We start from the raw sequence: 13,090 nt of genomic DNA on the forward strand, positions 1-13,090 counted from the left end.
CCCCCGCCCCCGACGGGCCGAGCAGGCTCGCCTCCGTCGACGCCCTCGGCCGTGACGGCACCACCGGCGGCGCGGGCGGCCCCGCCGTGACCATCATCACCGCCGCGCAACTGGCGGACTACGCGGGCCGGCGCGGCCCGTACATCCTGTGGATCTCGGGCCGCATCCAGGTCAGCGACATGATCACGGTGGTGGCCGACAAGAGCATCCTGGGTGTCGGCGCGACCGCCGAGATCACCGGCGGCGGCCTGCAACTGGGCTCCACGACCCGGCCGGGCAACAACGTGATCATCCGCAACCTCCGGTTCACCGACGCCGAGGACGACTCCGTCAGCGTCACGAACAAGGCCCACCACGTGTGGATCGACCACAACGACTTCTCGGCGGGCTACGACGGCCTGCTCGACGTCAAACGGGAATCGGACTACGTCACCGTCTCGTGGAACAGGTTCCACCATCACAGCAAGGCGATGCTGCTGGGCCACTCCGACACCTACACGGCCGACCTCGGCAAGCTGCGCGTCACGTACCACCACAACTTCTTCGACGGCACCGACCAGCGGCATCCCCGCGTCCGCTTCGCCGAGCCGGTGCACGTCTTCAACAACTACTACCGCGACAACTCCCTGTACGGCGTCGCCTCGACGGAGAACGCCGGGGTGCTGGTCGAGGGCAACTACTTCGAGAACGTCGCGCACCCGATCCACGTCGGCTACGACAAGAGCGGTCCCGGCCGGGTGGTCGAACGGCACAACCTGTACGTCGGCTCCGGTGCCCCCGAGACCGCGGGCACGGTCGTCGAACCCCGGACGTACTACGCCTACACCCTCGACGACCCGGCCACGGTGCCCGCGACCGTCCAGGCCGGGGCGGGCGTCGGCAAGATCGGCTACTGATCGGCCCCCACGAAAGGCAGGCCCCTATGCACAGCACCCCCGGGCGGCGAACCTTCCTGGCCGGCAGCGCGGCCGCCCTGCTCGCCGCATCGGCCGCACCGGCGCGGGCCCGATCCCGCGCGTCCGCCGACGGGCCGATCGGGTTCGCCTCCGTCGACGCCCTCGGCCGCGACGGCACCACCGGCGGCGCGGGCGGCCGTTCGGTCACCGCGACCACCGCCGAACAGTTCCTCGACCACATCGACAGCACCGAGACGCTCGTCATCCAGGTGGCGGGCACCATCGCCATCACCAGCAAGCAGGGCGTCCGCCCGAACAAGACGATCGTCGGCGTGGGCGCCTCCGGCCACATCACGGGCGGCGGCCTGGACTTCTACCGCTCCTCCAACGTGATCGTCCGCAACCTGCGCTTCACCGGCGCCGAGGACGACGCGGTCAACATCGGCCGGGAGTCGCACCACATCTGGATCGACCACAACACGTTCTCGGGCGCCGTCGACGGCTCGGTGGACGTGGTGCGCGGGGCCGACTACGTCACCGTGTCGTGGAACCACTTCGACCACGCCGACAAGAGCATGCTGATCAGCCACTCCGACGGCGCGGCGGGCACCGACGTCGGCCGGCTGAGGGTCACCATCCACCACAACTTCTTCGACCACAGCCGCCAGCGCCATCCGCGCGTCCGCTTCGCCGAGCCGGTGCACGTCTTCAACAACTACTTCCTGGGCAACGAGCTGTACGGGGTCGCCTCGACGGAGAACGCCGGAGTGCTGGTCGAGGGCAACTATTTCGAGAACGTGCCGCACCCGGCGCACGTCGGGTACGCCGACAGCGGGCCGGGGCGGCTGGTCGAGCGGCACAACGTCTACGTCGGCTCCGGCGTGCCGGAGACCGCGGGCACGGTCGTCGAACCCCGGACGTACTACCCGTACACCCTCGACGACCCGGCAGGCGTGCCGGCGGCGGTCCGGGCCGCCGCCGGCGCACAACGGGCGGCTTTCACTCCTTGACGACTTCGACCCAGTAGCGGCCGTCGCCGTCGCGGTGGGCACCGTGGATGTCGGTGCCCAGGTCGGGGAAGGCCCGGTCGAAGTCCTCCAGGGCCCGCAGGTACGTCATCAGCGGTCCGTCCGCCGCACCGGTCGCCTCGCCGGGCATCAGCATGGGGATCCCCGGCGGGGTGACCACCACCGTGGTCGCGGCGACCCGGTCCGGCAGCTCGGCCAGCGTGACCGCCTCGGTGCCGGACCTGATCATGGCCTGGTAGCAGTCGGCCGGCGTCACCACCTGCTCGGGCAGGCTGGTGAACACCTGGTCCAGCAGCTTCCCGACCCCGGAGTCGCGGAGCTTCTCGTGGACCAGCGTGCAGAACTTCTGCAGCGAGATCGTCGGCGGCCCGAAGCCCGGCAGCACCTCCGCCAGGGGCAGGTCGTCGTCGTAGGCGTTCTTGAAGTCGGTGAGCGCGTCGATGAGGGTGCCCCACTTGCCCTTGGTGATCCCCATGGAGAACAGCACCAGCAACGTGTGATCGCCGGTCTTCTCCACCACGATGCCGCGCCGTGCCAGGTAGGCGGCCACGACCCGGGCCGGGATGCCCCAGTCGAGCGTGCCGGTGACGGCGTCGGCGCCCGGACAGGTGATCGTCACCTTGATCGGGTCGAGCAGGCAGTAACCCTCCGACATCCCGTCGAACCCGTGCCAGGCGGCCCCCGCGTCCATCGTCCAGCAGCGCGGCTCGGCGGACAGCAGCGCCGGGTCGGCGTCGGCGAAGGAGTGGACCTGGCCGGTGCGCGGATCGGTGACCGCGGAGGGCTGCCAGACGCCGAAGAACCAGTCGGACCGCAGCCCGTCCTCGCGGATGCGGTCGGCCAGCCGCACCATCGCCTGCCGGAACCGGACCGCCTCGACGATCGCCTCCCCGGTGAGGAACGGCCCAGACGGCCCGTCCATCATCGCCGCCGCGACGTCCAGCGAGGCGATCAACGGGTAGAGCGGCGACGTGGAGGCGTGCATGAGGTACGTCTCGTTGAAGGCGTGGTAGTCGACCGGCGCCCGCTCGGACGGGCGCAGGTGCACCATCGCCGCCTGCGACAGCGCCGCGAGCAGCTTGTGCGTCGACTGGGTGGTGAACACGGTGGGCCGGTCCGGTCCGGGCAGCGTGCGCTCGTCGATCGCCATGCCGTAGCGGCCGGCGTAGAGCGGGTTGAACCTGGCGTAGGCGAACCACGCCTCGTCGAAGTGCAGCCGTGGCACGCTCGCGCCGAGCAGCTCACCGGCCCGCACCGCGTCGTAGCACACCCCGTCGTACGTCGAGTTCGTGATCACCGCGTACGTCGGCTCCCCGGCGGCGAGCGGATGGGCGGCCACCCGGGCGCGGATCACGTCCGGCTCCAGCGCCGCGGGCGGGATCGGGCCCGCCAGCCCGAGCCCGTTGCGCTCGGGCACCAGGTAGACCGGGCGGGCGCCGCTGATGGCCAGCGCGTGCTGGACCGACTTGTGGCAGTTGCGGTCCACCAGGACCGTGTCGTCGCGGGCCATCGCATGGTGGCCGACGACGCGGTTGGCGGTGGAGTTGCCGTTGACCACGAAGAACGTGCGGTCGGCGCCGAACACGCGGGCGGCGTTGCGCTCGGCCTCCCCGATCGCGCCGGTGTGGTCGAGTGGCGACCCCAGCTCGGTGACGGAGATCGACAGATCGGTCCGCAGCAGCCGCTCGCCGTAGAAGTCGAAGAACGCCCGCCCCACCGGCGACTTGAGGAACGCCACGCCGCCGGCGTGCGCCGGCGTGTGCCAGGAGTAGCGATGGTGATCCTCCAGCCGGCGCAGGGCGCCGAAGAACGGCGGAAGGACCTTCTCGGCGTACGCGTCGGCCGCGTGGGCGATGCGCCCGGCGATGAACTGCGGGGTGTCCTCCAGCGGGAAGACGTAGCCCTGGATGATCTCGTACACCCACAGCGGGAGCTCCTGCTCCTGCGTCATCAGGAAGACGGGCAGGCCGCGGAACCGCCGGCCGACCGCGGCCAGCAGTCCCTCGGCCCCGGGCGCGTCCCAGTCGGCCAGCACCGCCGTCAGTGACGCGTCCGAGCTCACCACCGCCATGGCGTCCGCGGCCCGGTGCGTCCAGCGCACCTGCAGCCCCTGCTCGTCCATCGCCGCGCACACCCGGCGGATCTGCTCGGCGAGCGCCGAGTCGGCGTCGGGGCGTTCGGTGACGGCGGCCAGAACGGTTCGCTCCATGCGGCACTCCGTGGTCGGGGGAAGGAGGCTGATCGGCTCCCGGCCGCGGTCCGGCGGCCGGGAGCGCTCATGGGTCAGTCGACGCAGATGGCGAAGACGCTGATGCCGACGTCGTTGTAACCGATCTGGCGGCCGATGCCGATCCAGCCCCGGCCGTCGTTGGTCGGGAAGGAGCCGACGAGGATCGCGCCGTTGCCCTGCGCCTCGGCGCCGCCGCCGACCACCCGCTTGGAGCCCGGGCAGTAGAGGGTGCGCCGCTGGAAGTTGGGCACGTTCGCGTTGGGCAGGGTGACGAGCTGGTAGCCGGGCGGCAGGGCGCTCGCGGTGGAGGCGGCGGCCGTGACGTTGGCGGTCGCCGGGGTCGCGGCGGCCAGGCAGGTGGTGGTGGCGAGGGCCGCGAGGCCGGCGAGCGCTACTCGGTTGAGCTTCATCGTGCTCCGTTCTGTCTGCGCCCCGGCGCGCACGGGTGGGGAGGGGAGCGGGGCGACGTTCGAGGGTACACGTGCAGTATTGGCTCAACTACGGAGCGTGTCGATAGGAAATTCTGTTCGGATCGTGAACGACGGAGCGGGGCCCGTCAGCGGACCCCGCCCCACGTTCGCCGCCGCTACCGGGGGCGGACGTTGTGGTTGCCGGCGAACAGGTTGCCGGGGTCGTAGTGACGCTTGACCGCCGCCAGCCGCTCATGGGTCCGCGCCGGATAGACGGCGGCGACGTCCGCCTCGGTGGCGGAGGCGAGGAAGTTCGCGTAGGCACCGCTGACGTGGGGTGCGAGTCTTCCCCAGAGCGCGTCGAGGGCGGGGCGGGCGGCCTCGACGACCGGCTGCGGGCCCACGACGGTGGTCACGAACATCAGCTCCGCCAGGCGATGCGCATAGGCGGTGGCGTCATCGGGGACCCGGGACACCGCGCCGCCGACGCTGCGGACGGCGATGAACGGCGACCCCGCCGCCGCCCCGGCCTCGGCCAGGATCCGCAGGACAGCGGGCACCGCCTCCCTGCCGGCGAACGCGCTCCGGGTGACCACCCGGACGCCCGGCGGCGGCGTCATGCCGTCCACCAGCGTGTCCGCGTAGGGCGTCAGCGCGACCTCGTCGCCGATCACCGTGCCGAGCCGGCGGATCGGGTCGACGGCCCGCGCCGCGAGCCCCGGGTCGTCGCCGTCGAAGGCGACGCGGATCTCGACCGGCGCCCCGGGCCCGCCGGCGAAGGGGTTGGCGAGCTCCGCGACGGAGGTGAGCTCTTCGGGTGCGGTGCGGAGGTGGTCCGCCCATCCCTGGAGGACGGTGGCCGCCTCCGACGCCGGGAAGGTGATCTTGCCGTAGAAGACGTCCGTCGTCGTGTGCGCCGCGAACTCGAAGGCGGTCACGATCCCGAAGTTGCCGCCGCCGCCGCGGATCGCCCAGAACAGCTCCGGGTTCTCCCGCTCGTCGGCGCGCAGGACCTCTCCAGCGGCGGTGACCACCTCGGCGGCGACCAGGCTGTCCAGCGCGAGGCCGTACTTCCTGACCTTCCAGCCGATGCCGCCGGCCAGCGTCAGCCCGCCGACGCCGACGCTCCTGGTGTCGCCCGAGGAGATCGCCAGGCCGTACGGGGCCAGGGCGGCCGCGACCTGCCCCCAGGTGGCGCCGCCGCCGATCCGCACGAGGTGGCGTTCCTTGTCGGTGACCTCGACGCCCGCGAGGGCGCCGAGGTCGATCACGACGCCGCCGTCGTTGGTGCCGAAGCCCGCGAAGGCGTGGCCACCGCCCCGCACGGACAGGGCGAGCCCGGCGCCGGCGGCGAACGTGACGCCCGCCCGCACGTCGCCGACGCTCCTGGGCCGCAGCACGTAGGCCGGGCTGCCCTCGGCCAGGACCGAGCGGCTGGCCGAGGCGTACTCGGGCGCTCCCGGTTCGATGATGTCGCCGCCGAAGTCGCGGCGGAGGGTTTCAAGCGCTGAGGTCATGACGTTCCTTTCGCGGAGTGGGAACCGGCCGGTCAGCCGGCCAGGCCGGCGAACATGTCGGGCTCGTAGGAGCCCCCGGCGTTGCGCACGATCACGTTCAGCCGGTTGTTCGCGTTGATCATGGCGATCACCGAGACCAGCGCGACGATCTGGTCGTCGTCGTAGTGCTCGCGCACCCGGGCCCAGGTCTCGTCGGACACGCCGTGATGGGCGTCGGCGATCCGGGTGCCCTCCTCGGTGAGCGCCAGCGCGGCCCGCTCGGCCTCGGTGAACACGGTGGCCTCGCGCCAGGCGGCGACCAGGTGGAGCCGGGGCGCGCTCTCCCCGGCGGCCGTGGCGTCCTTCGTGTGGTAGTCGACGCAGAAGCCGCAGCCGTTGATCTGGCTGGCCCGCAGCATCACCAGGTCCTGGAGGGACTGGGGGAGCGGCGACTGCCGGATCGCCAGGGCGACGTGGTAGATCCGCTTGGCGATCTCGGCGCCCAGGGCGTTGGCCATCAGGTCGATACGGGGTTCCATGATGTGGGTCCTTGTCGGGGTGGTGTGTCCTGCTGAGCAAGAGATCCCGGCGGCCCCGTCCTTGTGACAGCGCGGCCGGTGTGACCTGTATCACCGGGTACGGGTGTCACAGGGCGGCGGGGACCGGGATCGTATGCACGGCAGGGACGCGAACGAACAGGCGGGAACCAGCAATGAGCGAACACGCACCGGAACCTCTCGCGCAGCCGGCGACCGAGGCGTTCCTCGCCCATCGCAACCTGCTGTTCACGGTCGCCTACGAGATGCTCGGCTCGGCCGCCGACGCCGAGGACGTGCTGCAGGAGACCTGGCTGCGCTGGTCGGGCGTGGACCTCGGCGCCGTGCGGGACCAGCGGGCGTACCTGGTCCGGATCGCCACCCGCCAGGCGCTGAAACGGCTGCGGACGCTCGGCCGGCGCAAGGAGTCGTATGTCGGCCCCTGGCTGCCGGAGCCGCTGCTGACCGCGCCGGACGTGGCCGAGGACGTCGAACTGGCCGAGAGCGTGTCGATGGCGATGCTGCTGGTGCTGGAGACGCTGGCGCCGACCGAGCGGGCGGTGTTCGTGCTGCGCGAGGTGTTCGACCTGCACTACGACGAGATCGCCGAGGCGGTCGGCAAGACCCCGGCCGCGGTCCGCCAGATCGCCCACCGGGCACGGGCGCACGTCGCCGCGCGCCGGCCCCGGGAGGTGGTCTCCCCGGCGGAGACCCGCGGCGCGCTGGAGGCGTTCCGGCGGGCTGTCGAGACGGGGGAGCTGCAACGCCTGCTCGACATCCTCGCGCCGGACGTCGTCCTGCTGACGGACGGCGGCGGGCTCAAGCACGCCGCGCTGGCGCCCGTCGTGGGGGCCGGTCAGGTGGCCCAGGTGCTGGGCCGGATCCCCGCCTTCGCGTCGCTGCAGGTGGCGCAGGTCAACGGCCGCCCGGCGCTGATCGTCCGGCTCGACGGCGAGGTCGACACCGTCGTGACGGTGCGCATCGACGGCGGCCTCGTCACCGGGCTCTACGCCGTGCGCAACCCCGAGAAGCTCTCGCGCATGGAGCGCGAGACCCCGGTGAGCCGCTGAGGCCCGTCAGCCGCCCGTGGCCATCGCCTTCCTGACGGCGTCGTGGAGGCGGGCGGCGCGCGGGTCCGGCACCCCCTCCTGGATGTGGTTCATCACATAGCCGAACGCGAGCCCGCTCCCCGGGTCGGCGAAGCCGAGCGAGCCGCCGAGCCCGCCGAACCCGAAGGCCGTGGGGGAGTGCCAGAACGCGTCCGGGACGGGGAGACCGAACCCGGTGCCGATCCGTACGGGCACGCGCAGGACGCGGTCGACGCCGGCGACCTGTTCCGCGGTCGCCGAGGCCAGGGTGGCGGGGGTGAGGACGCGGTGCCCGTCGACCTCCCCGATGAGGGCGGCGTAGAAGGCGGCCAGGGCGCGGGCCGTGCAGATGCCGTTGGTGGCGGGGATCTCGGCGGCCTGCTCCCGGGGGTCGTTGTGGTCGAGCGCCGGCTGGACGAGGGTCATCGCGCGCACGGTCAGCGACGCCGGGTCGCCGTAGGCCGCCATCGCCTCCCGCATGGGCTCCGGGACGGCGGCCAGGTCGATCCCGGAGGCGTCGAAGCCGGCCGCGTCGGTGACGATGCGGCTGACCCGGTGGTGCTCGGACTCGGGCAGCCCGATCCACAGGTCCAGGCCGAGCGGCGCGGCGATCTCCTCGGCGAGGTACGCGCCGACGCCGCGGCCGGTCACCCGGCGCACCACCTCGCCGACGAGCCAGCCGTACGTGAGCGCGTGGTAGCCGTGCTCGGTGCCCGGCTCCCAGAACGGCCGCTGGGCCGCCAGCGCGTCGACCACGGGATCCCAGGCGATCACCTCGGCCGGGGTGACCGGGTGGTCGAGGGTGGGCAGGCCGGCCTGGTGGGTGAGCAGCCACCGTACCGGGACGCCTTCCTTGCCGTTGGCCGCGAACTCGGGCCAGTAGCGGGCCACGGGCGCGTCGAGGTCCAGCTCGCCCCGCTGGGCCAGCAGCAGCGCGCAGGCCGCCGTGACCCCCTTGGTGGTGGAGTAGACGACCTGGAGGGTGTCGCGCTCCCACGGGCGGCCGGTGCCGGGGTCGGCGATCCCGCCCCACAGGTCGACGACCTTGCGTCCGCGCAGGTAGACGCTGACGGCGGCGCCGATCTCCTGCCCTGAGGCCAGGTTGGCCGCGAACGCGTCGCGTACGGCCTCGAATCCCGGTGCGGTCTCCCCGCCGATTTCTGGCATGCGTCATCGCCTTCTGTCGTGATGTGTTCCGCGAAAAGGAGTCAGCGGCGGAATTTCTCCACGAGCCAGGCGCACAGCTCCGGCTCGGTCATCTCGGGGAACTCCGCCGCGAACGTGGCCAGCGCCCGCAGCGCCTCGTCCCGGTCCAGGCCGCGCGCCAGCGCCGCCTTCAGGTATTCCTGACGGGCGGCCGTGGGGCGCCCGCCGCCGGTGCCGCCGGCGGCGAGGCCCGCACGCCAGTGCGCGATCTCCCGCACTCGATCGGCGCGCCAGCCGGGGGCCCCGTCGACCTCGACGTCCGGCTCGGGGAACGGGTGCTCGGAGCCGCCGGGGTGGCGCGCGCGCCACTTGTGCACTGCGTGCCGGGTCACCCCCAGGGCCTCGGCGACACCGAGGACACCGAGATAGCGCTCGGTCATGGGCGCACCAGCTTCGTCCTTCCGGCCTCCTTCGGGGATCTCAGTATTACCACGTCCGTCAACATTGTCTCTATGAGAGACGACGTTGGCAACCCGTCAGGATGTAACTTCCCATTTATCGCGGACTCCGTAAATAGTCATCGTCCGCACTCTTGCGGTTGCGATCTTTATGACGGATGATCCTGCTTGCAGCCGCAACGCCGGACCTATTTACCGTGCAGACCATCGATAGTGACTCCTCGGCATGCCCGGACCCATGGAAGAGGACCCTCATGCGCAGATTGATCCCCCCGATGGTCGCCGCCCTGGCGCTGGCCACACTGACGACGACGGCGCCGGCCTCGGCCGACCCCAGCGCCAAGCCGGCGCCGTACCGGCTGGACTGCGAGGCGCCGGAGCCCGGCAGTCCCTGCACGGTCGTGGCGACGGGCAAGCGCCGCCCGCACCATGTGGAGGAGTTCGTCACCACGGTCAGGACCGGTGAGCAGGTGTGGGCGCGCGACACCGTCTACACGCGTGACGGGCGCGCCCGCAGCCGCTCCTTCCCGAGGCCCGCCGGTGAGGTGACCGTGGACGTCTCGGTCACGTCGTTGCCGGAGAAGCGCGTGGGCACGCCGCTGCGCCTGATGGCCTGGAACCTCTTCGTGGGCGGCACGATCAACCGCCAGGAGACCACCGGCGACAACCTCAAGCAGATGATCGAATACCTCAACGAGGTCGATCCCGACGTGCTGTTCGTGGTCGAGGCGTACGGATCCGGCCAGAAGATCCTGGACGGGCTGAACGCCGGGCGGGCCGAAGGCGACCGGTTCTCCGCCGCGCAGCTCACCCAGCCCGAGGACTACAGCGTCAACGGCGACAACCTGTGGCTGTACACGAAGCTGAAGATCGAGAAGGTCTACCCGCGTTACGCCGACGAGGAGATCTCCTCCTTCAACCTCGGCGGCGCCCGCCTCGGCCTGCCCGACGGCAAGCACGTCCACGCGTTCAGCATGTGGACCTGGCACGACGGCTACGCCTTCGGCGACACCCACGACGCGGCCGTGCAGAACACCCACGGCCTGCGCCGGACCAAGACGACCGAGCAGATCCTCGACGGCGACCACCTGCGCCGGGTCGGCATGGGCAAGGCCATCCTGGAGAAGGCGCTGCCGTCCTTCATCGGCGACGACGACGCCCCGGTGCTCATGGGCGGCGACCTCAACGCGCAGTCGTACCTGGACTGGACCGAGCAGTTCGCGAACGCGCCCGGCCACGGCGGCGTGGTGCTCCCGTGGCCGTACACGAAGATGTACTCCGACGCCGGCTTCATCGACACCTTCCGCCACGCCAACCCCGACGCGGGGCTCTATCCCGGCCGCACCTGGAGCCCGCTGAGCGGCTTCGGCGCCGTGCCCGCCCGCATCGACTACGTCTTCGCGCGCGGCAAGGACGTGCGCGTCCTCGGCTCGCGGGCGGACGTGAGCCGGCTGCCCCGCCACCGCGACAGCTGGCTCGACCAGCCCTACCCGTTCTACTCCGACCACAGCTCGGTCATCACCGACGTGGTGATCCGGGGCAAGGGCACCGGCCCCGACCGGCCGATCGTCAGCGAGGAGCCGGGCAAGGGGCGCGACATCTGGCCCGCGCCGCCGCCCGGCAGGAGGATCCCGCCGGCCGAGCTCAGCGCCACCGCGAGCACCTTCAAGCCCGGCGCCGGCGACCCGGGCCGCGCCGTCGACGGGAACCTGGTGACCGACTACCACTCGTACTACCCGGAGGTCGTGCCGCAGCCGCACCACATCACCGTGGACCTGGGCCGGGTCCGGGAGCTGTCCGCGGTCCGCTTCCAGCCCAAGCTGCGGGTCAACATGAACGGCACCGTCCTGAAGGGCATGGTGCAGGTGAGCGACGACGGCACGACGTTCAGGGACGTCAAGCGGGTCGAATGGCCGCGCATGACGGCGCCCAACGACGTCGGCCTGACCGGCGTCTCGGCACGGTACGTGCGGCTCCGGGCCGACTACGGCATGGGCGGGGCCACCGCGCTCGCCGAGATCATCCCGTACGAGATCGAGCGGTAAGCCCGGCGCAACCGGTATGTTCCGCATATGTTCGGCACCTGCAGCGCGAACGGTCGCGGAATATGCCCTCCGTCGGGTACCGGCCATGTCCGATGACCCCCTGGCCCTTCCCCCGGCCGGGCTGGGGATCAGGATCCTGGGGCCGTGGGAGCTGACGGCGGGCGGCGACGTGCTGCCGGTGATCGGCAGCCGTCGGATCGGCCTGCTGGCCCGCCTGGCGCTGGCCGCCGGGCGGGTGGTCACCACCGAACAGCTTCTCGCCGACGTGTGGGGCAAGAGCAGGGTGGCGACGGCGCCGAAGCAGCTTCACATCGTGGTGTCGAAGCTTCGCGAGTTCCTCGCGACCCGGACGCCCGGCGAGGTCATCGTGACCGTGCCGGGCGGATACCGCCTGGACGTGTCCGCCGACCAGGTCGACGCTCACCTGTTCACGCGGCTGGTGCGCGAGGCGCGGGCCCAGCGGGCCAGGGGCGAGACCGCCACGGCGGACAGGTCGTTCCGCCGGGCCCTGGCCCTGTGGCGGGGAGAAGCGCTGGTCGGCATGACGGCCGACTGGGCCCAGATCGAGGCCACCCGCCTGATGGAGGAGCGCCACACCGCTCTGGAGGATCACGTCGACCTGCTGATGGCGGCAGGTGACCACCACGCGGTGATACCGGAGCTGACCGCCCACGCCGAGGCGCATCCGCTCCGGGAGAGGCCGCATGCGCAGCTGATGCTGGCGCTGTACCGCGCCGGACGGTCGTCGGAAGCGCTCGCGGTCTACCACGAGGCTCGCCGCGTGGTGCTCCAGGAACTCGGCATCGAGCCGGGTGCCGTGCTGCGCCGGCTCCAGCAGGCGGTGCTCGCCCGCGATCCCGTCCTCGATCTGACCACCCCGGCGCAGGACGTCACGCTCGGCGAGGCCATCACCCCGGCCGAGCTGCCCGCGGACACCCGCGCCTTCACGGCCCGCGATGCGGAGCTCGCCTGGCTGGAGAAGGCCGTCACCGAGTCGGAGGCCGGCGCGCCGGCGATCGCCGCCGTCAGCGGTCCGGGCGGGATCGGCAAGTCGGCGCTGGCCGTCCACCTCGCGCACTCCGTCGCCGACCGCTACGCCGACGGCGTTCTCCACATCGACCTGCACGGGGCCTCCGAGGGGCTCCGGCCGCTGTCGCCTCTTGAGGCGCTCGGCCAGCTTCTGCGCTCGCTCGGCCTGGACGGGGCCACCGTGCCGACCATGGCCGACGAGGCCGCCACCCGCTACCGATCCCTCACCTCGGCGCGGAACGTGCTGATCATCCTCGACAACGCCCTCGACGCCCGCCAGGTCCGCCCGCTCCTGCCCGCCGGGCCGGGGTGCGCGGTCGTCATCACCAGCCGGCAGGCTCTCACCTCGATCGAAGGGGCGAACCAGCTGACCCTGCCCGAGCTCGACCCGGCGGAATCCATCGCGCTGCTGGCCCGGATCGCCGGCCCCGGCCGGGTCCACGCCGAGCCGGAGGCCGCCGGCCGGATCGCCCGGCTCTGCGGGGGGCTCCCTCTCGCCCTCCGCATCGCGGGGGCACGCCTGGCCGCCCGCCCCGGCTGGACGCTGTCCGACCTCGCCGACAGGCTCGCCGACGCCACCCGCCGTCTCGACACGCTGGAGTACGCCGACCTGGCCGTACGCGCCGGCATCGCCGTCAGTCTCCACCACCTCCAGGAGGAACCCGCGGGCCAGGACGCCGCCCACCTGTTCGCCCTGCTCGGCCTCCTCGACACCCCCACCCACACCC

At 72.1% G+C, this 13,090-nt stretch carries 11 protein-coding genes; 5 read left to right on the forward strand and 6 right to left on the reverse strand.

The features are described 5' to 3' along the window. Together ADY59_RS42730 and ADY59_RS42735 are read left to right on the forward strand one after the other, a co-directional pair. On the forward strand, window positions 1–896 hold an 896-nt coding region (locus ADY59_RS42730; RefSeq protein WP_049575620.1), incomplete at its 5' end, for a pectate lyase family protein. A 26-nt stretch (window positions 897–922) separates the two neighbouring features. Beyond that, window positions 923–1,906 (forward strand): pectate lyase family protein, encoded by a 984-nt coding sequence (locus ADY59_RS42735; protein ID WP_049575622.1) that lies wholly within the window; start codon window positions 923–925, stop codon window positions 1,904–1,906. Here ADY59_RS42735 and ADY59_RS42740 read toward each other — a convergent pair. The 4 genes from ADY59_RS42740 to ADY59_RS42755 all read right to left on the reverse strand — a co-directional run bounded on the left by ADY59_RS42740 (window position 1,896) and on the right by ADY59_RS42755 (window position 6,599). Continuing rightward, on the reverse strand, window positions 1,896–4,133 hold the full coding sequence (locus ADY59_RS42740; protein WP_049575627.1) for an Orn/Lys/Arg decarboxylase N-terminal domain-containing protein: 2,238 nt from the start codon (window positions 4,131–4,133) through the stop codon (window positions 1,896–1,898). The genes ADY59_RS42735 and ADY59_RS42740 overlap by 11 nt on opposite strands. A gap of 74 nt (window positions 4,134–4,207) precedes the next feature. Beyond that, complete coding sequence (locus ADY59_RS42745; RefSeq protein ID WP_049575631.1) at window positions 4,208–4,564, reverse strand: hypothetical protein; 357 nt, start codon at window positions 4,562–4,564, stop codon at window positions 4,208–4,210. Between the two features lie 176 nt (window positions 4,565–4,740). Beyond that, window positions 4,741–6,081 carry an FAD-binding oxidoreductase gene (locus ADY59_RS42750; protein ID WP_049575633.1) on the reverse strand — a complete coding sequence of 447 codons (1,341 nt, stop codon included), beginning with the start codon at window positions 6,079–6,081 and terminating at the stop codon, window positions 4,741–4,743. 32 nt (window positions 6,082–6,113) lie between these two features. Beyond that, a complete protein-coding gene (locus ADY59_RS42755) occupies window positions 6,114–6,599 on the reverse strand; it encodes a carboxymuconolactone decarboxylase family protein (protein WP_049575636.1) in 486 nt (161 codons plus the stop codon). A 173-nt stretch (window positions 6,600–6,772) separates the two neighbouring features. On the opposite strand from ADY59_RS42755, the gene ADY59_RS42760 reads away from it, so the two are divergent. Further along, window positions 6,773–7,666 carry an RNA polymerase sigma-70 factor gene (locus ADY59_RS42760; protein WP_049575640.1) on the forward strand — a complete coding sequence of 298 codons (894 nt, stop codon included), beginning with the start codon at window positions 6,773–6,775 and terminating at the stop codon, window positions 7,664–7,666. A gap of 6 nt (window positions 7,667–7,672) precedes the next feature. Here the strand turns inward: ADY59_RS42760 and ADY59_RS42765 are convergent, their stop codons facing one another. Together ADY59_RS42765 and ADY59_RS42770 are read right to left on the reverse strand one after the other, a co-directional pair. After that, on the reverse strand, window positions 7,673–8,851 hold the full coding sequence (locus ADY59_RS42765; RefSeq protein ID WP_049575642.1) for a serine hydrolase domain-containing protein: 1,179 nt from the start codon (window positions 8,849–8,851) through the stop codon (window positions 7,673–7,675). 41 nt (window positions 8,852–8,892) lie between these two features. Then, entirely contained in the window at window positions 8,893–9,270 is a 378-nt protein-coding gene (locus ADY59_RS42770; protein ID WP_049575645.1) for a hypothetical protein, read from the reverse strand. Between the two features lie 272 nt (window positions 9,271–9,542). Here ADY59_RS42770 and ADY59_RS42775 point away from each other — a divergent pair, with 272 nt between their 5' ends. Further along, a complete protein-coding gene (locus ADY59_RS42775) occupies window positions 9,543–11,333 on the forward strand; it encodes a discoidin domain-containing protein (protein ID WP_197094122.1) in 1,791 nt (596 codons plus the stop codon). Window positions 11,334–11,418: 85 nt separating this feature from the next. Continuing rightward, on the forward strand, window positions 11,419–13,090 hold a 1,672-nt coding region (locus tag ADY59_RS42780; RefSeq protein WP_049575650.1), incomplete at its 3' end, for an AfsR/SARP family transcriptional regulator.

The sequence above is a fragment of the Nonomuraea sp. SBT364 genome, from assembly GCF_001083785.1.
Classification (GTDB): domain Bacteria; phylum Actinomycetota; class Actinomycetes; order Streptosporangiales; family Streptosporangiaceae; genus Nonomuraea.

Coding starts and splice junctions, on each gene's coding strand:
- ADY59_RS42735 (WP_049575622.1), top strand. CDS start 923: ATGCACAGCACCCCCGGGCGGCGAACCTTCCTGGCCGGCAGCGCGGCC.
- ADY59_RS42740 (WP_049575627.1), bottom strand. CDS start 4,133: ATGGAGCGAACCGTTCTGGCCGCCGTCACCGAACGCCCCGACGCCGAC.
- ADY59_RS42745 (WP_049575631.1), bottom strand. CDS start 4,564: ATGAAGCTCAACCGAGTAGCGCTCGCCGGCCTCGCGGCCCTCGCCACC.
- ADY59_RS42750 (WP_049575633.1), bottom strand. CDS start 6,081: ATGACCTCAGCGCTTGAAACCCTCCGCCGCGACTTCGGCGGCGACATC.
- ADY59_RS42755 (WP_049575636.1), bottom strand. CDS start 6,599: ATGGAACCCCGTATCGACCTGATGGCCAACGCCCTGGGCGCCGAGATC.
- ADY59_RS42760 (WP_049575640.1), top strand. CDS start 6,773: ATGAGCGAACACGCACCGGAACCTCTCGCGCAGCCGGCGACCGAGGCG.
- ADY59_RS42765 (WP_049575642.1), bottom strand. CDS start 8,851: ATGCCAGAAATCGGCGGGGAGACCGCACCGGGATTCGAGGCCGTACGC.
- ADY59_RS42770 (WP_049575645.1), bottom strand. CDS start 9,270: ATGACCGAGCGCTATCTCGGTGTCCTCGGTGTCGCCGAGGCCCTGGGG.
- ADY59_RS42775 (WP_197094122.1), top strand. CDS start 9,543: ATGCGCAGATTGATCCCCCCGATGGTCGCCGCCCTGGCGCTGGCCACA.